This window comes from Dictyobacter halimunensis (assembly GCF_036245075.1).
This window is the reverse complement of record NZ_BSRI01000002.1, coordinates 5,459,663-5,485,333: the sequence shown is the minus strand read 5'-3', so window position 1 is coordinate 5,485,333 and position 25,671 is coordinate 5,459,663. Positions and strand designations below refer to the sequence as shown.

At 57.3% G+C, this 25,671-nt stretch carries 21 protein-coding genes; 10 read left to right on the top strand and 11 right to left on the bottom strand.

The window, feature by feature from the left end; all coding sequences use genetic code 11:
- Positions 1-142: 142 nt before the first annotated feature.
- Positions 143-1,957 (bottom strand): sensor histidine kinase, encoded by a 1,815-nt coding sequence (locus AABA21_RS36865; protein WP_338257882.1) that lies wholly within the window; start codon positions 1,955-1,957, stop codon positions 143-145.
- 272 nt (positions 1,958-2,229) lie between these two features.
- Here AABA21_RS36865 and AABA21_RS36860 point away from each other — a divergent pair, with 272 nt between their 5' ends.
- Complete coding sequence (locus AABA21_RS36860) at positions 2,230-2,811, top strand: dihydrofolate reductase family protein (RefSeq protein ID WP_338257880.1); 582 nt, start codon at positions 2,230-2,232, stop codon at positions 2,809-2,811.
- A 48-nt stretch (positions 2,812-2,859) separates the two neighbouring features.
- Here the strand turns inward: AABA21_RS36860 and AABA21_RS36855 are convergent, their stop codons facing one another.
- On the bottom strand, positions 2,860-3,789 hold the full coding sequence (locus AABA21_RS36855; RefSeq protein WP_338257878.1) for a bifunctional helix-turn-helix transcriptional regulator/GNAT family N-acetyltransferase: 930 nt from the start codon (positions 3,787-3,789) through the stop codon (positions 2,860-2,862).
- Between the two features lie 190 nt (positions 3,790-3,979).
- On the opposite strand from AABA21_RS36855, the gene AABA21_RS36850 reads away from it, so the two are divergent.
- A complete protein-coding gene (locus AABA21_RS36850) occupies positions 3,980-4,729 on the top strand; it encodes a 2-phosphosulfolactate phosphatase (RefSeq protein ID WP_338257876.1) in 750 nt (249 codons plus the stop codon).
- Between the two features lie 292 nt (positions 4,730-5,021).
- Positions 5,022-5,759 carry an N-acyl homoserine lactonase family protein gene (locus AABA21_RS36845; RefSeq protein WP_338257875.1) on the top strand — a complete coding sequence of 246 codons (738 nt, stop codon included), beginning with the start codon at positions 5,022-5,024 and terminating at the stop codon, positions 5,757-5,759.
- A gap of 81 nt (positions 5,760-5,840) precedes the next feature.
- On the opposite strand, the gene AABA21_RS36840 is transcribed toward AABA21_RS36845, so the two are convergent.
- Positions 5,841-6,335, bottom strand: coding sequence for a DinB family protein (locus tag AABA21_RS36840; RefSeq protein ID WP_338257874.1), 495 nt, complete (start codon positions 6,333-6,335; stop codon positions 5,841-5,843).
- Positions 6,336-7,121: 786 nt separating this feature from the next.
- A complete protein-coding gene (locus AABA21_RS36835; RefSeq protein ID WP_338257873.1) occupies positions 7,122-8,228 on the bottom strand; it encodes a hypothetical protein in 1,107 nt (368 codons plus the stop codon).
- A gap of 345 nt (positions 8,229-8,573) precedes the next feature.
- Here AABA21_RS36835 and AABA21_RS36830 point away from each other — a divergent pair, with 345 nt between their 5' ends.
- Together AABA21_RS36830 and AABA21_RS36825 are read left to right on the top strand one after the other, a co-directional pair.
- The gene (locus AABA21_RS36830; protein ID WP_338257872.1) at positions 8,574-9,074 is read left to right on the top strand and encodes a DinB family protein; all 501 of its coding nucleotides are present in this window, start codon (positions 8,574-8,576) and stop codon (positions 9,072-9,074) included.
- Between the two features lie 129 nt (positions 9,075-9,203).
- Complete coding sequence (locus AABA21_RS36825) at positions 9,204-9,665, top strand: hypothetical protein (RefSeq protein WP_338257871.1); 462 nt, start codon at positions 9,204-9,206, stop codon at positions 9,663-9,665.
- Between the two features lie 132 nt (positions 9,666-9,797).
- On the opposite strand, the gene AABA21_RS36820 is transcribed toward AABA21_RS36825, so the two are convergent.
- The 4 genes from AABA21_RS36820 to AABA21_RS36805 form a co-directional block, all read right to left on the bottom strand.
- Positions 9,798-10,628, bottom strand: coding sequence for an ABC transporter permease (locus AABA21_RS36820; RefSeq protein ID WP_338257870.1), 831 nt, complete (start codon positions 10,626-10,628; stop codon positions 9,798-9,800).
- A gap of 61 nt (positions 10,629-10,689) precedes the next feature.
- Positions 10,690-11,628, bottom strand: a complete 939-nt coding sequence (locus AABA21_RS36815; protein WP_420917249.1) for an ABC transporter ATP-binding protein — start codon at positions 11,626-11,628, stop codon at positions 10,690-10,692.
- Between the two features lie 216 nt (positions 11,629-11,844).
- Positions 11,845-15,087, bottom strand: coding sequence for a winged helix-turn-helix domain-containing protein (locus tag AABA21_RS36810; RefSeq protein WP_338257867.1), 3,243 nt, complete (start codon positions 15,085-15,087; stop codon positions 11,845-11,847).
- Between the two features lie 340 nt (positions 15,088-15,427).
- Complete coding sequence (locus AABA21_RS36805; RefSeq protein WP_338257866.1) at positions 15,428-16,240, bottom strand: alpha/beta fold hydrolase; 813 nt, start codon at positions 16,238-16,240, stop codon at positions 15,428-15,430.
- 177 nt (positions 16,241-16,417) lie between these two features.
- Between AABA21_RS36805 and AABA21_RS36800 the strand changes: the two genes are divergently transcribed.
- The 3 genes from AABA21_RS36800 to AABA21_RS36790 all read left to right on the top strand — a co-directional run bounded on the left by AABA21_RS36800 (position 16,418) and on the right by AABA21_RS36790 (position 19,880).
- Positions 16,418-17,125: a TetR/AcrR family transcriptional regulator gene (locus AABA21_RS36800; protein ID WP_338257863.1), complete on the top strand. Its 708-nt coding sequence runs from the start codon at positions 16,418-16,420 to the stop codon at positions 17,123-17,125.
- Positions 17,126-17,176: 51 nt separating this feature from the next.
- On the top strand, positions 17,177-17,857 hold the full coding sequence (locus tag AABA21_RS36795; protein ID WP_338257861.1) for a methyltransferase family protein: 681 nt from the start codon (positions 17,177-17,179) through the stop codon (positions 17,855-17,857).
- A gap of 688 nt (positions 17,858-18,545) precedes the next feature.
- Positions 18,546-19,880 carry an erythromycin esterase family protein gene (locus AABA21_RS36790; protein WP_338257860.1) on the top strand — a complete coding sequence of 445 codons (1,335 nt, stop codon included), beginning with the start codon at positions 18,546-18,548 and terminating at the stop codon, positions 19,878-19,880.
- Between the two features lie 71 nt (positions 19,881-19,951).
- Here the strand turns inward: AABA21_RS36790 and AABA21_RS36785 are convergent, their stop codons facing one another.
- The gene (locus tag AABA21_RS36785; protein WP_338257859.1) at positions 19,952-20,809 is read right to left on the bottom strand and encodes a helix-turn-helix transcriptional regulator; all 858 of its coding nucleotides are present in this window, start codon (positions 20,807-20,809) and stop codon (positions 19,952-19,954) included.
- Positions 20,810-21,083: 274 nt separating this feature from the next.
- Here AABA21_RS36785 and AABA21_RS36775 point away from each other — a divergent pair, with 274 nt between their 5' ends.
- Together AABA21_RS36775 and AABA21_RS36770 are read left to right on the top strand one after the other, a co-directional pair.
- Positions 21,084-21,983, top strand: a complete 900-nt coding sequence (locus AABA21_RS36775) for an SDR family oxidoreductase (protein ID WP_420917186.1) — start codon at positions 21,084-21,086, stop codon at positions 21,981-21,983.
- A 133-nt stretch (positions 21,984-22,116) separates the two neighbouring features.
- Complete coding sequence (locus tag AABA21_RS36770; RefSeq protein WP_338257858.1) at positions 22,117-22,656, top strand: dihydrofolate reductase family protein; 540 nt, start codon at positions 22,117-22,119, stop codon at positions 22,654-22,656.
- 90 nt (positions 22,657-22,746) lie between these two features.
- Here AABA21_RS36770 and AABA21_RS36765 read toward each other — a convergent pair whose 3' ends face one another.
- A complete protein-coding gene (locus tag AABA21_RS36765; RefSeq protein ID WP_338257857.1) occupies positions 22,747-23,760 on the bottom strand; it encodes an RNA polymerase subunit sigma-70 in 1,014 nt (337 codons plus the stop codon).
- Between the two features lie 281 nt (positions 23,761-24,041).
- Entirely contained in the window at positions 24,042-25,313 is a 1,272-nt protein-coding gene (locus AABA21_RS36760; RefSeq protein ID WP_338257856.1) for a glycoside hydrolase family 16 protein, read from the bottom strand.
- Between the last annotated feature and the right edge of the window lie 358 nt (positions 25,314-25,671).

Below are 25,671 nucleotides of genomic sequence, written 5' to 3'. Positions count from 1 at the left end.
GCGTTCAGCGTAAAAAAAACACGAGAGGCGCTCCGGAAATTTCCGGAGCGCCTCTTTACAGCTCATATCCACGTCACTCAAGACCACCATCCCTATCTTTCTGCTAACGGGGAAATCAAGAGAGAGATACTCTAAGGCATTCCTACTCTTTTGCGGCAATGGGCAACGTGAACCAGAAGGTCGCCCCCTGCTCCGGCTCGCTCTGCATGCCAACGCTGCCCGCTTGACGCTCTATAAACGCCCGGCAAAGATAGAGTCCTAACCCTAAACTTAAATCCAGTTCTTGCTGAACCGCATATCCCTTCGTACGGTAGAAACGCTCCCAGAGATGCTGTTGCTCTTCGAAAGGGATGCCTGCTCCTTCGTTGTAAATCGAAACCCGCGCGGTTGCATCCTCAACCGCTAATTGTACCGTCACAGGGGTGCCCTCAGGTGAATATATGAAGGCATTGGTCAGAAAGGTATTGAATACCTGCGTAACCCGTTCGACATCTGCGAGAACGGGGACCTCCCGGGCCGTTGTCTTCTTTTCAAAAACAAGCCTGTGCCTGGGTATCACTTTTTGTGCGCCAATAACTGTTTTGAGGAGCGCAAGCAAGTTGCAGCGTTTCAGCCGTAGCTCAAGTTGGTTCGCCTGAATACGCGCATCGTCGATAATGTCGTTGATCATCCGCTGCTGAAGCCGGGCGCTTTGTGTAGCAGAGGCTAAAGGTTGCTGAGCCTGCGCTACAGAATCGCTGACATCTTGCTCCTGGGCTGCGTCCTGATGTGTGAGCGTCTCTAGCCGGCGCTGGGCTAACTGGAGGTTGCCTAAGATTCCGGTGAGAGGGGTGCGCAATTCGTGACTGGCGAGGACCAGGAAGTCCTGGTTTAGTTGGTGCATTTCCTGCAGCGCAATTTCTCTCGTGTGCGTCTCTACCTGCTCATATATATGGCTGAGGTATTTTATCACTAACAGCGCTTGTGTTGCGAGCGCTTTCACCAGGTCAATCTCCTCCGGTGTATAGATACTCGTCACCCCCGCTTTCATGATAACGAGTACTCCAGCGAGTCGTTTCTCAAGAAACAAAGGGACCAGCAGAAGACTCTCAGAGGAAAAATCAGTGTAACCATGTGGGTGACGTACGCGGTCGCCACGGAGGATGACCTCCTTCTTCTCGAAGAGACGCTTCACTACTGTTTTCTCGTAGACATCGAATAGCGTGATCAGTCCACCCGTCGCCCGTTCAGATTCTTCTTGTTCAGGGGTGAAACCACTGCCCGCGACATAATATACACATCCCTCTGGCCATCGCAGCACTTTCAGAAACGCCCCGTGACAACCGACCACCTGGCGGATCACATGTACCAGTTGCTGGGCCACGAAGATAACCGGGGGAGAGAAAAAAAGGGATCCATCAGTTGAAGTGCCAGCAACCTGCTGAGGAAGGCGCTCAGGGAGGTGGGCAATCGCTTGTGTCAGTGTCAGCACTGCCTCGAGGACGCGTCGGAGATGAAGGGCTTGCTGATATCGCTTCGAAATCTCATGGAAGACAATGACCATCCCGCAGACCTGTTTTTGCTCATCCTGGAGAGAAGAGCAGGACATTGTCTCTGCGACCCTTTGCCCGGAAGGGGTCTCAAGCGTCATATATGTTTCTGGTGGCCTGCATGTTATCTCTTGCTGGATCGGGGAGTACGTAAGCCATTGTTTTGAGGAGAGCGGTCGTTGTTGTTCATCATACATTCCATACTGCTCAAGAAATGCGTAAACATTTTTTCCTCGCACCTGGTCCTCAGAAGGTATTTCAAAAAGCTTCTGCGCCTCCGTATTGATGCGAAGTATGATCCCTTCCTGATCACAGACAATGGTGCTATCTGGTAAAGAGGTAAAGATTGTTTCAGGAGTATACCTCTTTGCGGCTATTCCATCGGGCCCCCGCTTCTTCTGCCTATTATGTTGCTGGATTTTGTCCATCGTGTTTCGCCTTTTGTATCAATGCATACTCAACAGTTTTACGATCGAAGATAAACAACAAGAAGACAAAGGTATTGTATATGCTGTTGGAAACCCGTAGCAATCTCATCCCTCGACCCGCAAAACACACCCCGTAGGTTCGGCCTTTACGGCCGATTTCTCCCCAACCCGCAAAACACAGCAAGATCAAAGAAGTTTTTTCGCCCCTCCTGGTATATGCTATCCATACAACACCGTATCAACCACAAAACACACCTGGAAAGGAGCACACAATGGGAAAAGTCATGTTTGGCCTTTCGGTCTCCCTGGACGGCTTCATCGCCGACAAAAATGATGATCCCGCAGAAGTCTTCGCCTGGTTCTCCCATGCCTGGGATAGACTATACGAAGTATCGGGCGATCCGCTCAATGAGACCGGCGCGGTCATTATGGGGCACCGCAGCTTCGATCAGATCGACAACGATAATGGCTGGGTCTTCCCCGATGGCACGGCGCCCGAGTGGCCTGTGATCGTTCTGCAATCACAGGCGCGTGAACCTGTGAAAAAGGGCAAGACGCAATTTTACTTTGTCACCGACGGCATCGAGAGCGCCATACAACAGGCCCAGGAGATAGCGGGCGAGAAACAGATCGCCCTGCATGGCGCCAGTTCGGTCCAACAGGCCCTAAAGGCCGGCCTGCTCGAAGAGATCAACATGGCCGTGGCCCACGTCCTGCTGGGAGAGGGCATACGCCTCTTCGACCACCTCGGCCCCACACCCATCCACTTGGAACGCATTCGCACCCTCGAAACCCCGGGCGCCACCCATCTCTCGTTCCGCGTGGTGAAACCATCATCGTTCCCATCACCGTAGGTGCGCCCCTTGCGGGCGCTTCCCGCGCGGCGACCGCATACCTCGCTGTTACAAGATTAATTCCCACGTCTCGCCGATCAAATCCTGACCAAAGCTGTGGTGCGGCTCTTCGGCGATTAGTTTGAAGCCGGCCTTCTGATAGATGTGCCGCGCCGCCAGCAGGACGCTGTTGGTCCATAGCTGGATCTTGTGGTAGCCGTGCTGGCGCGCGAAGCGGATACAGGCCTCGACCAGGTGGCTGCCCAGACCCAGTCCACGGGCTCTCGGCTCGACCAGCAGCAATCGAAGCTTGCCCACTCCCTCATCACCCCGGACCAGGAAGACGGAGCCGACGATCTCCCCCTGCATCTCGGCGATCCAGCAGTGCTCGTAGTTGGGATCATAGTTGTTGACAAAGTCGGCCACGATCTGGGCCACCAGCGCCTCGAAGCGCTCGTCCCAGCCATACTCCTGTGCATACAGTACGCCGTGCCGGTGCGTCACCCAGCCCATATCACCCGGCTGATGCGAACGTAGCACAAACGGCTCGGAAAACTTGAAGCCCTTCGTGAGGATGCCCTCGATCTCCTGCATGGACTTCAACAAACGCTGCTGCTCCCCCTCGCTCAAACCATGCAGCATCTCTGCCACCTCGTCACGCGAGCGCTGATCAAGCAGTTGCGCGGCATCACGCCCATCCTCCGTCAACGATAACCAGAACTGACGCCCATCGCTATCGGATCGCCTCTTCTCGGTCAGACCGCGCTGCTCCAGCTGCGCCAGCGTGCGGCTGAGATAGCCGGGATCAAGCCCTAGCTCGCGTCCCAGTTGCGAGGCCGTGGTCTGCTCACGATGCGCCAGCTCAAACAAAATACGCGCCTCCGTCAACGTATAGGGACTATGCAATAACCCCTCACGCAACACTCCTATCTGCCGCGTAAACGACCGATTAAAATGCCGCACAATACCGATTCGCTCATCAATATCCTCAGGTACCATACTTCACCTCTTTGCTTGACAAAAGCAACTATCTACTTGCCAGTATCAACTATTTAATTGCTTTTGTCAAGCATATCTTCGGTAAGATCGGCATCTGAAGCGACTACCCGAAAATACAGCCTTATGTTATACTGGCGAACGCTTCTATACGCACGTGTTCCGCTACATGCTGATGAAAGGGACTTTAATCATGTATACTCAACAGCCCTATCGTTGCCGTTTTGACTGGGGGCGCCGTGGTACCCATATGGCTTCCATGCGAGGCGATATACTGGTGATAGTGGATACATTGAGCTTTGCGACGGCCACGGTGACCGCGCTCCATTACGGCGGGATCATCTATCCCTATCCTATCCACGAGGATGATCCGGCCCTCTTCGCGCGCAGCATCGGTGCCGAGGTCGCCGTCAACCGTCACGAGGTCCCAACCAGGGGTCGCTTCTCCCTCTCCCCTTCGACCTTTCAACAGATCGAGCCGGGCACGCGGGTGGTGCTATCCTCACCCAATGGGGCTACCTGCAGCCGCTATGCGCGCCAGGTCCCCTATCTCTTCGTGGGCGGCCTCGTCAATGCGCGGGCCAGCGCCCGCGCCATCTCCACACTCCTTGAGCAGCATGATCTCAACGTTACCGTCATCGCCTGCGGTGAGCGCTGGCAGACGCCATCAGAGGATGGAGAGCTGCGCTTCGCCATCGAGGACTACCTGGGCGCGGGCGCTATCCTGTCGTATCTCTCCCACGAAAAATCACCGGAGGCCGAGGTGTGCGCGGGTGCCTTCATCCATGCGCAGAACCGCATCGCAAGCCTGATCTGGGACTGTGGCAGCGGCCGCGAGCTACGCGCCAAAGGCTTCGCCGACGACGTTAGCGCGGCCTCCCAACTCAACCTCTACGATACCGTCCCTTTCATGAAGGATGATCACTTGACCCCCTGGCCGTAGCTGCCGGGCTTGCCCCTAAGACGTTCAATTTAAGAACGTGCAAAACGGGAGAAGGCCACAGTACATGCGGGACTTGCCCCCGCTTCCGACCGTAGGCGCCGGGCTTGCCCCGGCTTCCCATGCCAACATCATCTCTACCACAACCATAGCACAAATCACGTTTCTTGTCTGTAATCATCTTTACGGTTTCCACACCCCCCACCCGACTATACTCTTTTATGAGCACTATGGAACCCCTTTGAAGCTATCGCGGCATCGATTGATGCCAATCACAGAAAGGTTCGCTTGCCGTATGACAACCTATACCGCCACGCCACACAAGCTCTATCTCTTTCCCCTCTCGTATTCCAGCATCCCGGTCGCCGGGCGTACGCTGGAGATGGTGATGGGCTGCTATCTCATCGAGATGAGCGATGGAACTCATGTCTTGATCGATAGTGGCTTGCCGGCCGACGTTCCCCGGCCCGCCGGAGCTCCCGCGCCGCAGCAGGAGAAGAATGTATTGTCCCACCTGGCTGATCTAGGCCTCTCTCCTGATGACATCAACATGCTGATCTGTACCCATTTCGACATCGATCACGCCGGCTACCACGATGCCTTCACGCAGGCGGAACTAATCGTCCAGCGCGCCCACTATGAGATGGCGCGGCGAGGCCATCCACGCTTCGCGCCCGCACGCGCCCACTGGGATCACCCGGACCTGCGCTACCGCCTGGTCGATGGCGATACCGAACTGGCCCCCGGCCTGACACTGCTGGAGACAAGCGGCCATACCACCGGCCATCAGTCGGTCCTGCTGCGCCTGCCCCACACAGGTCCCGTTCTGCTGACCATCGACGCGGTCATCATGCAGTCTGTCTTCACGCCCGAACGCTCCGCATCCCGACTGGATGAGAACGAGGAGCAGCTGCGCGCCAGCACGCGCAAGCTGCTAAACGTGGCCGAAGAGGAACACGCCTCCCTCGTCATCTTCGGCCACGACGGCGAGCAGTGGAAAACCCTAAAGACCGCTCCCGCCTACTACGACTAACCACATATGTTCGGGCCTCGCGTCCGATTTCCCTCTCGACGCACGACCACGCTCGCCATATGTTCGGGCCTCGTGTCCGATTTACAAATCGATGGCCGGCAAACCATGCATGCCCAGGGCGAATGAGATCTCGCCGCCGTGATGCAGGTCGTGCTCGATGAGATGCCAGATGACCCACTGCCGCGTAAAGGTCTCCTCGAGTCCTGCCTCCTCATCAGAGTCGCGCAGGATATCCTCCATGTCAGCGATCGTCCAGCGCCGCAGACCATCATGTAGCACCTGCCACGTGTCTCGCAGACCCTGCGCCAGTTCCTCGCCCGACCGGGCGGGCTGATCCTTATCATCCCACTTGCCCAGTTCCAGCAGGTCCTCGCGCTCCTCTCTCAGCACATAATAGAGCCAGCGGGCGCGCGCACCGATAATATGTCGCGCGATCACCCCGATCGAACGCAGATGCGGCGCCGCCTTCAAATCAAGCTGTTCCAGCGTCAACGGCGTCAGCACTTGCGCCAGCAACCGTTGATAGTTATCCCACCCCTCATAAAAAGGGGCCAATGTACGTGTCTGTTCTTGCATCAATTCTTCTCATTTCTTAATTTTGCCTGCCTGCTTGCGAAAAAAAACATATGCGGAATCATTATCAAGAGGGGAAAAATGCACAGGGGTGGATAAGCCCGCAAACCATCCATCAATCAGCGGAGAAAACACAGGCAAGCATCGAATCGGTGAACGAGCGCACCTAAGACTATAGGAAAAATCGAAGCATTACATGCGTCGTCAATCACCACACCTACCGCCGAAAGGATGTGCCCCCCCTCTTCTCATCAAACATCGTATCCATCATATATACACCCTCCTTTCATCTCTAGAATAGATCTACAGTATACCATAAGTTCGGACCTCGCGTCCGATTTCCCCTCCACGCACAATCACGTCCCCTTCAACACGGGATCCTTTCCAGAGCAACGTGCGTGCCACGGGTGGCGCGCTTTCGCGTTGACACCACGGTCGCAGGGCAGGTGGTTGCCGTTGGGGGAAACTTGGGCGCCCTGGCACGAGGTCGCTACGCGAAAATCGGCCGCAAGGACCAATACCTTCAACTTAAGATCGTGCAAAACGAGAAAAGACCACAGTACGTGCGGGGCTTGCCCCCGCTTGCTTGCTCGCCGCTCGAAAAAGCAACAAACAGAATGCGATGCATCGCATGCAACCGTTCCTGGTCGCTTTGAAGATGCTTTTCTTCTTGGGAAGCAAGGAAGCGGGGGCAAGCCCCGCACGTACTCTCGTCATTTTTCTTGTTGCTTGCGCTAAAGTTGAAAGTATTGGCCGCAAGGGCCGAACCTATGGAGGTGACACTCCTACCTACCAGGAATAACTGGCGAGGGCGTTGAACATTTCAAGCAACCCATGGGGATAAGCACCTTCGTAGAGCCAGCCCGGTCCCTGGCCATGCCCGTCGTCGAAGGCACAGGTGTTGCCGGAAACATCGCCAGTATCACAGTAGCTGACCGGGGCATTCAGTACGGTCGAGGGATCATGCAGGGCGCCTCCGTGGTTGTAACAGGAGCCGGTGGAAGAGCTTTCATACCACACTTTGTGGTTGGCGTTCATCATGAGCGCGCTATTGCCGACCAGGGTATCGCAGTGGCTGCCGACAATGGTCCAGTCGGTAGTGCCGCCGCTGTTGGGATGCCGGGCATTGGCGCTCAGGTCACGCATGAAAGCACTGTTCCAGTTCATCTGCCGCCCCTGCGTGCAGTTGCCGCAGGCCAGAGAGGCCCCCAGGACACCATTGTGGGGCGTATCAAAGGTAATGGCATCGGTAACTGCCCCGATGGTGGGAGGCATCCAGGGTATATGCTGCTCGGCCAGTTCCATTGTGTGCCGGATGATCAGCCCACCCATGCTATGGCCAACCAGGATCTCCGACCAGTTGCGCTGCCCGAAATTGTAATAGAGGTACCAGCCAAACAGGCAACTGACGTGGTCGAGGCTCTCGTTGTTGGTGCCGTCATTGGTGTTGCCCATGCCGACACAGTGGACGCGATACAGCGGATCGTGCAGGTCGGCCGTGTAGTGGCTAACAGACCGCTCCTCGTTGCCGTTGCTGGCGCACTGGGAGCCGTCCGGCTTTACCTCCCTGTTATAATAGCTGATCTGCCGAAAATCACCCTGCCAGCGGTTGGCCAGAAAGCCGGCGGCATCGCTCCAATACGTATCACACTCCGGCATCGTTCCGCTGCCGTTGGGAGCTGATCCCAGCAGACCCTCACCCCCATTCAAACCATGAACAAATACCACGCTGGTACCGCTATACCTGGCGCGCGGCGCCAGCATCTGCTGCTTCTCCTTCGCCTGTGCATGCTGCGGCCCCACGGTACTGGCGTGCGGCTCCCCCCGGGCGGGCGCTGACGAACGCGCCGGCGCGGCCTCGGACGCGCTGCTCGCCCCCAACAAAACCGAAGCCACACAAACTACCACCATCAACAAAAAAATAACGTGGACGCGACCAGAACTAGAAAATAAAACCTTCAAGTGGCGCATAATGATCGGAAATCCTTTCCATCCCATTTATTGCAAAGCTTATACACAACAAAAAACGCAAACCAACCGGCTTTTCGCGCTCCCTCCCCCTTTCGTCCCCCCGTACGTTCGGACCTCGCGTCCGATTACCCCTCCTTCGCGCACGATCCTTCGCCTCACCAAACGATGCGCAATTGGGACGCAAAATTTCCGCTTTTGGTGATAAAGTGGGCATAGATATATCGAAGGCGTCATTTGTTAGTTGGCACACATGAAAGGATGGATTTCAGCATGGATAAAGCAACATTTGTGGCGACACTGCTGGAGCAGCGCGCGGAGTGGGAGGCGCTGCTGGCACGCTTCGATGTGGAGGAGATGCTGCTGTCGGGCGCGGCCGGCAAATGGTCGGTCAAGGATGTGGTAGCACACGTGGCCTGGAGCGAGCACGAGATGGTGCCCGTCATGCGCTCGCACATCTTTGCGGGTTCCCCACTGTGGCAGGTGTCGGAGGACGAGCGCAACGAGGTCGTCTACCAGCAGAACGAGGCTCGCTCACTGCAGGAAGTGCTGGCGGACGAGCAAAAAATCTACGCGCAGTTCCTCCAGGAGGTCCAAGACCTGGACGAGGAGGATTTCCATGATCCCCGGCGCTTCCAGCATATGCCCGCCGACTGGGTCCCCTGGCAGATCTTCTCCGGCTGCTCCTACAAGCATTACGAGGACCATATGCCCTCGCTGCGGGCCTGGCTGGTACGCCGTGGCGATCAAGCATCCCGGCAACCGGAAGCATAATCTGCCGCAATAGCACGCATTAAACTGTTTTGTGTGTATACATAAATAAAACAATTAGCATCGCTTTTTATAATAAATGTAGAGATGATCTACCATCTCTACATTTATTAACGTAAAAAGGAGAAAGAGATGCGTTTTCACGGAGCTTACAAGTTACTGTGCGTTCTGCTATGCGGCTTTTCCTGCATGGTTCTCTTAAGCGGGACGGTGGGGGCTCACGAGCGCATGTCGAGCCAGCGCCTGCAGGTCCTGCGTGAACTGGCGGCCCATGCCCAGACGGTGCAGAAGATATCCACGTACAATAGTGCAGCCTTTGTGATGAACTACTCCGTCGAGTATTTGAATCCTGATACCGGTGAGACAGGCAGCGCCGGTGGCACCGACAACTATCCCGTTGGTCAGGAGCGCACCATCGATCTCGATTCCCTCGGCATCCCTGATGGAGCGCTGGTGCGGCCTCACGTCAACGCTATCCTTGGCACCTCGAATTCCGGCAACCGCTACGTCCATTACTCACATGGCAGCGGTGGCGTCGCCTCCTATCGCGTCACCGGCACCACCCTCAACTTCTCGGTCTCCCTCATCGGGTAGGTGTCGGGCTTGCCCCGACTTCCGGGCTCGCCCCGGCTTTGTTTGTCGCCGGGCTTGCCCCGACTCGTCGGCGGTCGTGGTGGCATACCACCGCGACCGCCGACGATCGCTGCGTCTGCTCCATCACCCGCTCTAGCGGTTGTGTTCACTACGGACAAAGAGGATAGTGCCGATGATCAGGAAGATGGCAAAGAGAATGGCGATGACGATCAGGTTGATGAACGGGTTGAGCAGAACGATCTGGTTATATTCGGGGCGGCCGGCGTAAAAGATGCTACGGGCAAGATCAACGGCATAGCGTAAAGGCAGGATTTTGGAGAGGATGTCCAGGTACCAGGGTAGGTTGCGCACGGGTAGAAAGACGCCGGCCAGGAAGAATTGGGGGAAGATGAAGAATGGGATGACCATGTTGGCGGTGCTCTGCTTGCTGAAGAGCGAGGTGAGCAGAACGCCAAAGGATCCTCCTAATAAGCAGATGATCAGTGAGACGGGCAGGATCATCAGCAGGGTAAAAAGGGAGATGGGAACGCCGAAGACGAGGGCTCCCAGGGCAACCAGGACGACGGCCTGTATCAGAGCGACCAGCGATTCGCCCATAATCTTGCCAAAGACGATGGCGTAGCGCGAGATGGGGGCGATAAACATCTCCTGACTGAAGTCACTGGTGCGGTCTTCGATCAGGGAGGTGAGTCCGGTCATGACGGTCTGAAAGAGCGACATCGCCAGCAGGCCGGTCATGCTAAAGGTCATCAGATTATAGCCCGCCGCCTGGCCGAAGTTGCTTTGCAGGGGTCCAGACAAACCTCCAACCAGGATCAGGGGCAGCAGAAAGGTAAAGATCAGACGGATGGGCTCGCGCACAAAGCGCGTTACGTCGCGTCCAGCAATAGTTAAGATGGCGTTCCAGGTAATGTTGATGCGTCCAGCCTGCTCATGCCTGGACTGTTGTGCTATGTTTTGCATGAATAAGGATAACTCCCATTTGTTTATGTGGCGCGTAACGGGTGCTCGACCGTTGCGCGGCTTACATCTCTTGTTGCGTGATGCGCAGGTAGGCGTCCTCAAGGGTGAGGGATTGTGTTTTGACCAGTGTAAGCGGCGTCTGGATCTGGTGTAGTACCTGGTGGACCTGCTCATTGGCAATGGTCAGGGTAAACAGTGCATCTTCTTTTTCTTTGAAGGCCTGTCCCAGATGTTGCAGTTCGCTACGCAACTGGTCCCGGTTCTGGGCGCCAATGGTCAGTGTGGAGGGAGCCAGGTCGGCTTTGAGCTGCTCGGGAGTGCCGTTGCTGATGATGCGGCCATGATTCATGATGCAGACCTGGTCCGCGCCTTCGGCCTCCTCCAGGTAATGTGTGGTCAGGAAGACCGTGGTACCATTCTCAGCGCGCACCTGGCGCAGGTAATCCCATAGACCACGGCGGCTGGCGGGATCAAGTCCGGTGGTTGGTTCATCCAGGAACAGCACAGCCGGTCGATGCAGCAGACTACGCACAATTTCTAACTTGCGCTTCATGCCGCCCGAAAAAGTCTTGACCGGCTTAAACAGACTATCCTGGATCTCAAGCAGTTTTGCCAGTTCCTGCACCTGTGTGCGATAAGCCGACGGCATCCAGCGAAAAAATGGTCGATAGGGATAGAGACCATACAGGGTCGCGTGCAGGCGAATATTCTCCTCGGCCGTGAGATTGAGATCCAGGCTGGGACGCTGGAAGATGATTCCGACCTGGCGCCGTACCAGGTGAGCCTGGGTGGCCAGATCATACCCCGCGATGCGTACCGTTCCAGATGTAGCGGCCAGCGTGGTTGTCAGAATCGAGATCGCCGTTGTCTTACCCGCGCCATTGGGACCCAGCAAGGCAAAGAGGGTTCCAGACGGCACCTCAAAGGAGATGCCATCAACCGCGTTCTGTTCCGCTTTTTTATAGCGTTTTACCAGCCGGTCCACTGTAATAATCGGCATCGTTGTGGCCGTTTCTTCATTTTTTATCTCCACAACCGGATTATTTTTTACCATATACGTTTAAACCTTTCCAATATGCATATGTATGCATACCGTTCTGTCGTTGTTGATAGCGATAGTGTAGCGTCCGAACGGGTGCAGAAACATCATCCATATGCGTGAGCCGCCGGGTGAATTTTGGGTGTGGGTATTGGATGATACGATGGAAAGTATACTCTACAGTAAGTTGAGTTCGCGGGCGACTGCGCTGGCAGCCTGGCGATTGTTGACCTGGAGCTTGCGATAAATACTTTGAATCTGGGTGCGTACAGTATTGACGGAGACGATCAATTCACGCGCGATTTCGGGATTCGAGCGACCAGTGATCAGGAGGCGCAGGACCTTCTGTTCCTGTTTGGAGAGGGGTTCAAAGATAGTTGAGCTGATAGGTGTGACGGTAACCTGCTGGCGGCTCCTGGCAAAGGCGCGCAGCAAGGATTGCGCATAGCTATGCAATGGCTGTCCGAGTAATTGGGGTAAGAGATCGCGCACGAGCAGGAAGAGCTGATCACCTTCGTCCAGGATCAGGCGTTGATAACCACCGGCATAGCCCTGTTTGAGCGCGCTCAGCAGCATCTCTCGAGCTTCAACGCTCTGTTTACGCGCCACATAAGTCTGGGCCAGCAGTAATCTGATCTGGAGCGTATGCCGTCCACGTCCTGCTTCATGGGCGGCGGCGAGCAGCGAGCTGAGTATCTGTAATGCCAACTCAGTCTGACCCTGAGCCAGATAGAGACGCGCTTCCAGCATGACTTTGCTTTCCTGCAAAATCAGGGCTATCTGCCTGTCTTCGTGCCATGGCTGCTCGTCAATAGAGCCTGAGGCGGGATCAACGATGGCTGCCTCTGACGGCGCTTCGAGTAGAAGCATGTCGGTAGCGGTGACCGTATGCTGATAATGCCGCGTTAAATCATCCAGCCACGTCTGCGCCAGAGGGCAATCGCCCAGCAGCAACGCAAGGCGCACGATCCAGCTGATGAGCTCTTGATAGACATAGGTGTAGAATGGATTAGCAATGGCCTGCTTATGGTTCAGCAGATAGTCTGTCAGGCGCTCAAGAGCCGCCCGCGTCTCTCCCCGTCCATGCTGCAGCAGGGCCTGCAGCAGTTCCTGTATGGCCTCGTGAATATCTCGCAGCAGATCAGCCGGCGACTCAGGCTGACCTGTGCCGGGCTGTAGCTGTTGCGCAGCTTCATGCAGCATATTCCATTCATAATAGAGAAAAGCCAGCCCATGGTGAATAAAAGGAGTAAATGGATGCTGATCTGAGCGGGAGGTATCAGTGGTCAGTTGCCGATAGTAAAAGGCGGCCTGTTTTAAATCGCCCATCTCGACACAGAGCAGTCCCAACATAATCGTCATGCCATCGCGGGCATCTGTATTGTTGCTTCTCCCCCAATAGGTACTCGCCTGCTCAAAGGCATGTACCGCCTCTTTGACCTGTCCCAGCTGGATCGCGTCCAGGCCAAGGACCATGAAGCAGAGGTTGCGCCAGAGCGCGTCTTCCTGCGTCAGCCACTCCAGCGCCTGCAGCGCCCAGGAGCGAGCGAGAACGCGTTTGCCCGACTGTAAGCTAAACAGGGCACGAATAGCCAGCACCCCTCCCAGGCCCTCCAGATTCTGCTGTCGCTGCCACTCCTGCTCGGCTAGCTGTAAGAACTCCTCAAACTGAGTGGATGGGGGTTGGGGCTGGGGCTGGCGATCCTGGCCGAAGATCAAAGCGACCGCGTAGCTAAAGCAGAGGAAGGGATGGCGTTTGAGCACCGGCTGTGGCAAACGTTCAAACCAGCGGCGCCAGGTATGCAGTTCGGGCGGATCGATGAAGCGCAGGACTTTCAGGTGGCGCTCAAGCAGCAGTGCTACCTGCTCGCTATCAGAGGTCTGAAACATCGCCTCAACGGCCTCATCCAGCAGGCCATGTTCCATAAACCAGTGGCTGGCCGTCAAGTAAAGTTCTTGCATAGTGGCGGCATTCAGGCGGCGCCGTGCCTCATGCTGCATAGCCTCGGCGAAGAGTCCATGGTAGCGATACCACTCGCCCGTGCCATCGAGCGCTTCCAGAAAGAGATTGGCCTGCTCGATCGTCGTCAGTAAGGCCGCGCTATCGCTACGGCCAGTCACCGCCTCGCACAGCGAGGGACTGAGCCGGGTCAGCAGGCTGGTACGCAACAGAAAATCCTGCACCACGTCCGACTGATCCTGCCATACCTCACCCACAAAATACTGGTGGATCGACGGTTGGCTGCCACGGAAGTTCGCCAGCACCGGCTCGATCTGCTCAATGGTTTTCTTGCCCTGTAAGGATAGCGAAAGCAGGCGTAATCCCGCCGCCCAGCCGTCCAGTTGAGCCGCCAGCCGCTCCAGAACCGCTGGCGCAAGCGGAACCGGCAGCGTACGGTGCAGAAAATCCTCCATCTCCTCATAGGTAAAACGCAGCTCGCCGGCCAGCAGTTCATTGAGCTCGCCATTGGCGCGCAATCGAGACAGCCCAATGGGCGGCTCCCGGCGCGATATCAGCAGCACATGCAGCCTCTGCGGCAGGTGCGCCAGCAAAAAGGCCAGACTCTCATGGATGCGTGGCGTGCTCAGCACATGGTAATCCTCTAAAATCAAGAGATAGTGCTGCACCTGTTGATCGATGGGATTAAGAAAGAGTGTCAGAACCCTTTCTAAGGAGACCGGCTGTAAAGAGGGCTGAATGGTGGTCATCAGCAGCGAGAGGGCCTGCTGACCGCTTGAGGCATCAGACCAGGGCAGGCAGGCGGTGAGGATGTAGCGCCAGAAGCGGATAGGGTCATTGTCGCCGGCGTCCAGCGAGACCCAGGCGATCTGTGGCGAGATGGCGCGCTGATCAAGCCAGGACTTCACCAGAGTCGTCTTGCCAGATCCGGCCGGTGCTACGATCTGGGTAAGTTTATAGTCCTGCCAGCCATCCAGGCATTCATGCAGTCGGGGACGCTCAATCAGCATCTGGGAGAGACGCGGCGGCTGTAATTTGGATTGCAGGAGTGGTGGCAAAGGTGTGGTCAGGGACGGAAGCATCTGCAACTCTTCATCAATCGCAGCTGGCGCGGCGGTAGCCTGCTGCGCGAGGGCATTAAAGCTCTCCGCCACCTGTTCCAGGCGTGCCAGCGACAGCTCACGGGTCCGTCCCAGGTAACGCTTCACGGTCCGCTGCTGTAGAGAGCGATAGGCATACCAGTAGGAGCCATTGCCCTGCACAGCTTCCTTGCGAACAGTACAATGGGCACCGGATTGACCACGAAAAGCGAACGACGTGATACCTTCCAGCCAGGCAAACCAGCTCGCCTCACCCGGAACAACATCCTCGCGCAGATCCCGCCCGGCGCTGCTAGTGGTGAGCGTATAGCGCTGTTCCTGGACCGACCAGAGCAGGAGATAGGAAGCACGTCGAGGCATGGAAACTCCTTGCGCCCAAAAAAAGCTGTATATTACCTAAAGCAGCGATACATCGGCAAGTATAACACATAAAGCCGATCCTTAGGTAATACACAGATGATGCGGGATGCCATTCACATTTTTGCAAAGAGAAACGCAACAAGAAATGCCCCCATACCCGAAACGTTCCCTTAAAAAAGAAACGTAATCGTAGGGTCGACCTTCAACGGTCGACCGGGCCGCTTTGCGGCCCACGTCCCCGGCCGGTTCGGCTTCTCGTGGGTAACACCTCGCCCCACATGGTACCCCCACGCAACGTCGCACACACGTACCCAAATGCGAACGTTCCCATTGAAAGTATTTACGCCTTGCCACCCGCCAGAAATGGCGTGAGCACCGGCAGCAGCAGGTCGACGCGGAAGTTGATGTTGTAATGGGTGCCACCGGGCAGAATGGCGAGCTGCGATGGGACCATGTTGGCGCCGTCCCAACCCGCGTCCCTAAGACCGCCGCCCAGCAGGTTGAAAAACTCGACGGCGTGCATGGGCGGCATTCCATCGGAGTCACCAGAGATGATCAGCACGGGCATCTTCAATGCCGCCACCTGCGCGCTCCAGTCATAGTCCTCTCCCAGCGTGTGATTCATCTCAGAGACAAGGCGATCAAAGTCGTCTGGCTTCGGCGCCACGCTGACATAGGCGCCATAGATGGGTGTGTTGCGGAAGAATGCGGCGGAGTTGGACTTCATGCCCTCCTGCATATCGGGATGCCAGCCAGCACGCTTGCAAGGCGTGGAGATCAATATCAGTCGGCTGACACGCTCGGGATGCCGGATGGCGGTCTGCAGCGCTACGGCTCCTCCCAGCGAGAAACCGAGGACGTCGGCCTTCTCAAATCCAAGGTATGTGATCAAAGCGGCGATATCGTCAGCCATGCTCTCAAAGCTCATAGGACGCTCGGTCAGCACCGTGCCTCCATGCCCGTACAGATCGACCCCGATCACCTGCCGCGTCTCCGCCAGCGCGGGCGAGAGCGCCGCGTACATCGTGGCGAATGTCCCAAAGCCACCGTGCAGCATGACCAGCGGCTCCCCCGTGCCATGCACCTCGTAATACAGGTTGATCCCATTAACGGCTGCGTACTTCCCGGTCGGCTGCGGCGAACTGGTTGTCATCAAACAAATTCTCCTTCAACTTTGCTCAGTATTCCTTACATATATATCTATTCTTCCTGAACACAACAAAAGCGGAAAAAACACAGCCATCAGATTGACAGTCACCAATTCATGAGCTATTATTATGAATATCAAAGATAAACCTTCGGTCGGTTTTTAAATAGAGAAGGAAAATTGATGGTTCGTACGGTCAAGGAACAGGAATACGCCCAGCGACGCAACGCCATCCTGGACATGGTTCAGCAGTTGATCTATCGCCAGGGCTATGAGCAGATGACGATCCAGGATATTGTGGGCGAGCTCAAGATCTCGAAGGGGGCCTTCTACCACTACTTCGCTTCAAAACAGGAGGTGCTGGAGGCACTACTTGAGCGCATGCTGGATGAGGTGGAGCGGCGGCTGATCCCGATTGTCGAGGATCCCAATCTGCCCGCCCTGGCTCGCTTCCTGTATTTCTTTGACGCCATCAACCGCTATAAAACCGATCAGAAGGACCTGCTGTTTGAAATCGTGCGTGTCTGGTACGCCGACGATAACATTATTGTACGCCATAAGTGGCGCGCGGTCGGCCTGCGGCGCATGGCCCCCCTGTTCTCATTGCTCATTCGTCAGGGCATCAAGGAGGGCGTGGTCAGGGTGCCATATTCAGAGCAGCTCAGTTCGCTGGTGCTTTCCATCGCGACCGACCTGGGAGATACGCTGGGTGAACTGTGGCTGGAGTTCGATGCCGAGCGCGGTGATATGGCGCGTGTCGAGGAGGCTATCGCTACCTATACCGCCGCCCTGGAACGTATCCTGGGCATGGTTCCCAATTCGCTCATATTGACAAATGCTGAAACGCTCGGGGCCTGGTTTGTCTCGTCGCGGGTCCGGCATTCCGGCTAGCAATCCGATCATACATCAGCCCTGTTTGCAATAGGGAAAGGTGGTGTCATCATGGTCAATCTCAAAGTGCTGTCCGCCCAACTGGTCTATCTCGTCCTGCTTTTTTGCGTGCCGCTGTTCCTGGCGGCGGGTACCCTGGCCTGGCCAGCTGGCTGGACCTTTATCGTGCTCTTCTTCGCCTTTACCTTCGCGCTTACCGCCTGGCTCTATCGCCACAACCCCGAACTGCTGCGCGAGCGCATGGCAACAAAAAATCCCGGACAGAAGTCCTGGGACCGCATCGGCATGAGCTTCCTCTATCTGGCCTTTCTGGCCTGGCTGGTCCTGATGCCGCTGGACGCGGTGCGCTTCCACTGGTCGTACATGCCGCTCTGGCTGCAGATCGTGGGCACGCTCCTCATGCTCTGGTCCTTCTGGCTCTTCTTCGCCACCTTCCGCGAGAACTCCTTCCTCTCGCCCATGGTGCGCATCCAGGACGAGCGCGGCCAGACCGTGATCTCGACCGGACCCTACCACTACGTGCGCCATCCTATGTACGCGGCCGCCCTCTGCATGCTGCTCGGCAGCGCCCTGCTGCTCGGCTCCTGGTTCGGCCTGCTGGCTGCCCTGCTCCTCACCGTCGGCATCGCTATCCGCGCCATCTTCGAGGAGCGCACCCTGCAGCAAGAACTCCAGGGCTACGCCGACTATAAGACACACGTCCGCTATCGCCTCATCCCCTACATCTGGTAGCCCATCCTGCCCGGGCCGTCCTTGAGAGAGGCTGATCCTCAAGGACGGCCCGGGGGTCCACTCCTACTGTGCTCACCACCCCATTTTTAGTTGGTACATCGGGGGCGCGGATGCTCCTACTGTGCTCACCACCCCATTTTTAGTTGGTACATCGGGGGCGCGGATGCTCCTACTGTGCTCACCACCCCATTTTTAGTTGGTACATCGGGGGCGCGGATGCTCCTACTGTGCTCACCACCCCATTTTTAGTTGGTACATCGGGGGCGCGGATGCTCCTACTGTGCTCACCACCCCATTTTTAGTTGGTACATCGGGGGCGCGGATGCGCCCCCGATGTACCAACTAAAAAAACAACGCGGCCGCGTAGCGGACGCGCGAGTGGGGGCGCCCACGTTCCCCAAATTGACGAGAGTAAAACCTATTCTAAGAAAGCACGTATGAAATTCAAAGAGTCATGTAAAACCCTCTATACGAGGATGAAGACTTCAAGATCTTTCCCTCGCATCCTCTATCATGCATAAATTGGCTCACCAGCGTGTAAAGGGCATGCCAGTATTGAGCGAGAGCATATCTCCACTCTCCACTCTTGCATCTGTGTTCTAGAGTAGAGGTATGCTCCAGCAAACGGCTGGAGGGCGCAGAAGTGGATGCTTATCCACAAACACGCGAATAGAATGGAGATCGACTCATGACTCACGCCACCCCAACCTATGCGACACTCGAAGACTGGATTGCCCGCGAGGCTCGTGCGTTCTCCCTCGATGATCCGCAGTCCTTTGCCACTGCCGTCGATCAGATGCTGGCTTTACCCGGTGAGCAGGTGGAGCTGCTTGGCCTGGGAGAAGCGTTCCACGGCGGCGCTGGTTTTCTCACCTTGCGTAACCGGCTCTTCCAGTACCTGGTGCAGGCCCATGGTTACAGCGCCATCGCTCTTGAGAGCAGTTTCCCCCAGGGACAGCTCGTCAACGAATACGTCGCCGGGCGCGGCCCCGCCTCCTATGAGCAGATACAACAGAGCGGCTTTAGCCATAACTTTGGCAAGCTTGAGGAGAACCAGGAACTGGTGGAGTGGATGCGCCAGTACAATGCCGATCCAACACACGCTGTCAAACTCCGCTTCTACGGCTTCGATAGTCCAACCGACAACGTAGACGGTGCTGATAGTCCGCGACAGGTGCTGCACGTTGCTCTCGATTACCTGACCTCGATTGATAAGGCCAGCGGGCAGCGGCATCGAAGCCGCATCGAGCCGCTGCTCGGCCAGGACGCCACCTGGCAGAATCCCTACGCTCTGATAGACCCCGCACAGTCGATCGGTCTTTCAGCAGAGGCAACAGCGCTACGGATCGAGACCGAGGAGCTCATTTCGGATCTGCTCATCCGCCGTCCCGAACTGGTGGCACAGAGCGGTCCGGACCGCTACCGGGAAGCCTTGCAGTACGCCTTAGAGGCACGGCAATTGTTGAACTATCATGCTGAACTGGCGGGCACATCGGACGAACGCATCGCCAGGCTGCTCGGCATTCGTGACATGATGATGGCGGATAACCTTGCCTACATCGTGGCCCACGAGCGTAGTCGGGGTAAAGTGCTGGCCTTCGCCCAGAATGCGCATCTGGGGCGCGGTAAGGCCCAGATGCAATTCGGCCCCGCTGTCCACGCATGGTGGCCGGCCGGTGCGCAGCTCAACGAAATGTTCGGCCCGCGCTATGTCGTCATTGGTTCAGCCGTGGGCGTCTCTGAGGCCACTGGCATCGGCCAGCCTGAAACCGGCACGCTTGAAAACCTGCTGACAGCCGCACCGGGACCGGCGCGCCTGATCCCAACTCATCGTGGTCAGGGACTGCCAGCCTCGGAACTAGCCTCGCTCCCCACCCGCTCCGGCAGCACGAAGCACCCCGGCTACTTCATGCTCACATCTCACAGCCTCGCGGATTTCGACTGGCTGGCGGTCCTCGATTCCACCCCATACAGCCGCGGAGGACCGCCGCTCTTCAACATGAACCCAGACCCCACACCGTAGGTGCGCCCCTTGCGGGCGCTTCCTGCCTCGTCCCACACCGTAGGTGCGCCCCTCACGGGCGCTTTCCGCCATCACCTTGAGACGCTCGATCCTTCGGCGATGAGCCGGGCGATTTTGGCCGGGGTATCCACTTCATCCAATGGGGTATACACATTTACCCTGAGATCCGGAGCGTCAAGCACCTGAAAGGAAAGATATTCAAACACCAGAGAGCCTGCCTGCGGATGGTTGTACTCTTTATGGACTTCTCGTGCACCGAGCACCTCGTGATCGGGCCACCAGGCCCGAAATTCAGGGCTGCGTAGCATCAGGTCTTGGATCAGCTCTGTCAGGTAGGGATCACCAGGATAGCGACCACAGGTGGCACGGAATTGTGCCAGAAGCTGGCGCGCATGTCCTTCCCAATCGACCAGCACGTGCCGATGCTCGGGGAAGGTGAAGAACCGCCAGATGGAATTGCGTTCCAACGTACTCATCTGTCCATAATCGCCAAGGACGACGCGCGCCGCTTCATTCCAGGCTACGACATCCCAGCGTCGTCCCGTTACAAAAGCTGGACTGAGGCCCTGGTTGTCGAGGAAGCGCTGTAACGTTGGACTTACCGTCTCAAGTTCCATGTCCTTTTCCGGTGGAGGCTGCTGGTGAGCCAGGAAGAAGAGATGCTCTCGCTCACTGGCAGTCAGGCGCAAGGCCTGAACCAGGCTTTCCAGGACCTGCGTCGAAACAGTGATCGAGCGTCCCTGCTCCAGCCAGGTATACCAGTCTACGCTGACGCCCGCCAGTTGGGCCACTTCTGCGCGCCTGAGTCCGGGCGCTCGCCGCCTGCCTCCACGTGGCAGCCCTACATCTTCAGGAGCGAGCCGCGCCCTTCTGGTACGCAGAAAATCGCCGAGCTCGTGCAAGCGCTGGGCTTCCTGCTCACGTAGCATACGTTCTCTTCCTCTCCAAATGGTCCGCCCTGGTGGCGGGAATGTAGGAGTCTTACTCCTATGATAATCGCTCGTCTTGTTCCAGGATTCTCCTCAGTATACACTTTCGATAGGTCAAGAACAATGTTCCCCGCAAGCATGCTGGATCACTAGATAAGCGTGCAAGGCGCACCCGCCGTCAGACAAGCTGCCAACTACCTGGATAGGGCATACGCGTGGTGTGACCACCCGACCTGAACCACAAATACTCATCTACCAACTGGAGGAATTTTCCATGAAAGTTTTCGTTACCGGCGCGACCGGTTTTATTGGCTCCGCCGTCGTTCGCGAGTTGATTGAGGCGGGACACCAGGTCCTCGGCCTGGCGCGCTCGGAGGCATCCGCCGCGTCGCTTGCCGCCGCTGGCGCGGATGCGCATCGCGGCTCCCTCGACGATCTCGACAGTCTGCGCAGCGGAGCAGTCGCGTCCGACGGCGTCATCCATCTTGCCTTTAACCACGACTTCTCGGACTACGAAGGTGCTGCGCGAACAGATCTGCGTGCCGTCCAGGCCATCGGAGCAGCGCTCGAAGGCACCGGCAAGCCATTCGTGATCACCTCGGGCACATTGATGCTCACATTCTTTCTCCCGCAGGGGCGTCTCGGCACAGAGAAGGATGTGGCCGAAGCCGGAATGGTCGCGCCACGAGTCACATCGGAGAACGCGGTGCTCGCGTTGGCAAAGCGCGATGTGCGCTCATCGGTCGTCAGACTGGCTCCCTCAGTTCACGACCAGACAAGAGCTGGCTTCGCGCAGGTCCTGATCTCTATCGCCCGTGAGAAGGGCATCTCCGGCTACGTCGGAGATGGCTCCAACCGCTGGCCCGCTGTGCACCGGCTCGATGCCGCTCGCCTGTTCCGCCTGGCGCTGGAGAAGGCACCGGCCGGATCGATACTGCACGGGGTCGCGGAAGAGGGTATGCCAACCCGCACCATCGCCGAGGTGATCGGCCGCCATCTCGCCATCCCGGTCGTCTCCATCTCTCCTGAGGACGCAGACGAGCACTTCGGCTGGCTGGCAACAGCCCTCACCACCGACAACCCCACGTCGAGCGCACTGACCCGCGAACTGCTGGGATGGCAGACGCCACACCCCACACTGATCGACGACCTTGAAGCCGGACATTTCTTCTAGCACCATAGATACAATCCTTTCTCATCCTCATTTTGTTCATTTGCGATGAGTTTGGGATCAATTTGCCGTCTTATGAGCGCAAAGGAAATCGTTCCTCTTGCATGTCAAGGTGAATGGGAAAGGATACCATATCATGCGGAAAATTATTGAATATACTCTGGTCTCGGTAGATGGCATTTTCGCGGGAGCCGCTGCCGCGGGATTTGCTGAGTACCGCGACGAGGCGTATATGCGGGACGGATTGAGCCAGGCCCTGGCCTGCGACGCATTGTTAATGGGTAGGACCACCTACGAGGGCTTTGCGACGATTTGGACAAGGCGCACCGACCCGTGGGCCGAGAGGGTCAATGCCATGCCCAAGTATGTGTTCTCGTCGACGCTGGAACAAGCCGAATGGAACAATACAACCATTGTGCGGGGCGATGTGGTGGCTGAAGTAACCAGGCTCAAGCAGCAGGAAGGACGGGACCTTCTCCTCTATGGTCATGGTCTTCTTGCAGAGACGTTGCTCAAGCACCACTTAGTCGACGTGCTCGATCTTTCGATCTATCCGTTCGTGGCGGGGCAGGGGAGGCAGTTCTTCCGCGAGGGCGAAAACGCCGCCTTGCGGTTCGTTGCGGCAAAGAGCTTCTCAAATGGCATTGTGAAGATCACCTATGAACCTCGCTCCTGATAGGATGCCGGTTCGTGTCTGGCAACCTTTTCTTCAGGAGGAGCACTCCGTAAGCTGACAACTTACGGAGTGCTCCTCCGTTCTGTGTCCTCATTCACCGAGCGAGGGTGGAAGGGCAAATGACGAGAGGCTAGAGACATCCAGGAACGCGACGAGGCTGGCAATCTGCTCACCCTCCACCCCCAGCACCACGAGTCCAATCAGTTTAAAGACCTGTTCACCAGCCTCCCGCTGGTAGTACGCGAAAGCTGGACACCCATTGGCGTGCGTGGGTAGCAGGCGTCGTTGCCTGCCAGGTGTAAAAATGGAGGTGGCAAGCACGGTGGCGATGGCAGTTCGTCCCTGGAACCAGGCGGGAAGGGGCGGCATAGTAAACCAGGCATCATCTCGCAGCAGCGCCACGAAGCCAGGGATATCTGCTTGCTCCCACAACGCGACATAGCTCTCAAGGAGTTTCTGGGCGCGAAGATTCGGCGGCGCCATCGGGGCCTGGCTTGCTACGTCACCCTGCCGCATGGCGCGTCGGGCCCTCTGCAAGGCTGAATTGACGGCGGGGACCGAGAGATTGAGCCATTCGGCCACTTCGCGGGCTTCCCAGGAGAGCACCTCGCGCAAGAGCAGAACAGCCCTCTGCGTTGGCGTTAAGTGCTGCAGTGCAATCAGAAAAGCCAGGGTGGTCTGTTCGTTGCGCTCTGCACGGTCTTGCGGATCGCTATGCCAATCGGCAAGTACATCATCGGGAAATGGCTCCAGCCAGATCGGCTCCCGCAACCGTGGCGGTACAGGATCACTGGGATTGCTCATCGGATGGGTGTCTGGTGGCAAGGATCGTCGAGAAGCGCTCCTGAGTCTATCCAGGCAGAGATTGGTGGCGATACGGTACAGCCAACTCCGGTATGCTCCCGGATTGGTGAGAGTCGTGTGTTTCTCCCAGGCGCGCAGCAGGGTTTCTTGCAAGAGATCTTCGGCGTCATGGAACGAGCCCAGCATGCGATAACAATGCACGAGCAGCTCACGCTGATACGCACCCACCAGGGTCTCGAATGCCTTCTGATCGCCCGCCTGAGCAGCGAGCGCCAGGGCGATTTGCACTGGCGTCTCCATTCATGATACCTCTTCCTTTAGCAGTACTCATCCACGATCACCAGAGTCGAAATCAATCTCTGCCTTAGATCCTTGCGAATAATATCAGGTATTACGCGAAGGATGCAAGTGCATAGATTCCCTCCCTTTGTGCTGCCTTACGCTCGGTCCGTGCTGGGCAACATATCCGCACGCATAGATAACACAACGGCGGGGGACCATGCGCTCTGCACATGGTCCCCCGCCGCCCCATATGTTCGGACCTCGCGTCCGATTTCTTGCCCGACGTTCGGATCGTTACGCTACGGGTGTGTCCACGTATACCAGCTGGTGTCGTATTGCAACCCTGCCTTCTGGTAGGTGAACGAGTATTGCAGCGTCTGACCCGAGTTCAGACCGTTGACGGTATACTCCCAGCGTCCGGCGCCGCTGTTATACGACATCTGGACGTTTTGCTGCACCTGGTTGGGGACGATATAGTGCAGGATGACGTAGCCAGCCGTCCAGCCACAGGGCTGGAACCAGGGACGCGCCGAGCTGGATCCGCTGTTGACGACGCCCTGCGCGAAGACACCAGAGGTGCAGCCCGAGGTGGGTGTCGCGGTCGCCGTCGGCGTCGGTGTCGGCGTGCCACCGCTGAGCGTGTAGACACGCGTGTAGTCAACTACCATGGGGACGCCCGACTGCGTGGAGGCCGTGGGATTGCCGGGCCAGCCGCCGCCCATGGCGACGTCGTAGATGATGAAGAAGCCGTGATCGATGGCGTTGGCCCAGGTGGTGGGGTCCATGCCCGCATCGTTGGAGTTGACGTGCCAGAACTCGACGCCGTCCAGGTACCAGCGTACCTGCTCGGGAGAGCTACGGCGATCGATCTCGGTGCGATACGTGTGGAACGCGGCCTGGCAGGTCGTGGGCGTACAGGGAGTGGAGCCACCGCGTCCAGTGGTCTCGTTGCAGGGACCACCGGGATCAACGCCGCAGTGCAGGGTGCCATACTCCCTGTTGGTGCCGTTGATACTCTCCATGAAGTCAACCTCGCCGACGCCCGGCCAACTGCCACCAGTGCGGAAGGGCGCGCCCAGCGACCAGAAGGCGGGCCAGTAGCCCTGGGCCGCCGCGCCCGTCACATTGGGCAGCTGGATCGAGGACTCAAAGGCTACCTCGCCTCCCACAGGCGCGGCGAAGTTCGAGGGCTGCGTCTCGATGCGCCCGGAGGTCCAGTTTCCGCTGCCATCGCGCAGCGGCTTGATCACCAGGTGGCCGTTGCCATCCTGATACACATTGTTGGTACTGCTGCTCATGGTCTCAATCTCGCCCGTCCCCCAACCCGTGCCGGTATCATATTTCCAGTTGGCGGTATTGACACCGGTGCCGGCGGCCCCATTAAAGTCATCGCTCCAGGTAAGATTCCAGGAGGCGGCCCTGGCCTGTGGCACTGCGCCCGACGGCGCCAGGCTCACGGCGGCCATCCCCAGCATGGCAACCACAAATACCGTAGCCAGCAAGGCGATGCGCCGCCTGCGCGGCTGCTGCGGAGAACCACTAAACGCTCCCCGCTGTGGAAAGATCAACATTGATCGCTCCTTTCAGGTCAACTACCATTCTTCTCGGTAGCGCCATTCTTATCAAGACTTCAGGACAACAAGAGGGCATGTCGGTATATCAAGTACACGTGTTGCTTCCGCCACGCCCACACACGGACGAAAGTAGGTGCCGGGCTTGCCCCGGCTTTGGGACTGGCCGCTTACCTGGAAAAAACCTACATTTGCACCTGCGGCGCTCAGAGTCATTTGTATGTTGGTGTAGCGGGTGCGCGGATGCGTACCCGCTACACCAACATACAAAATTCAATGCGGCCACGCAGCGGACGCGCGTGTGGAGGCACTCACGTTCGCCAGTACAAGAAGAGCAAAATCTACGCTAAATAAAGAG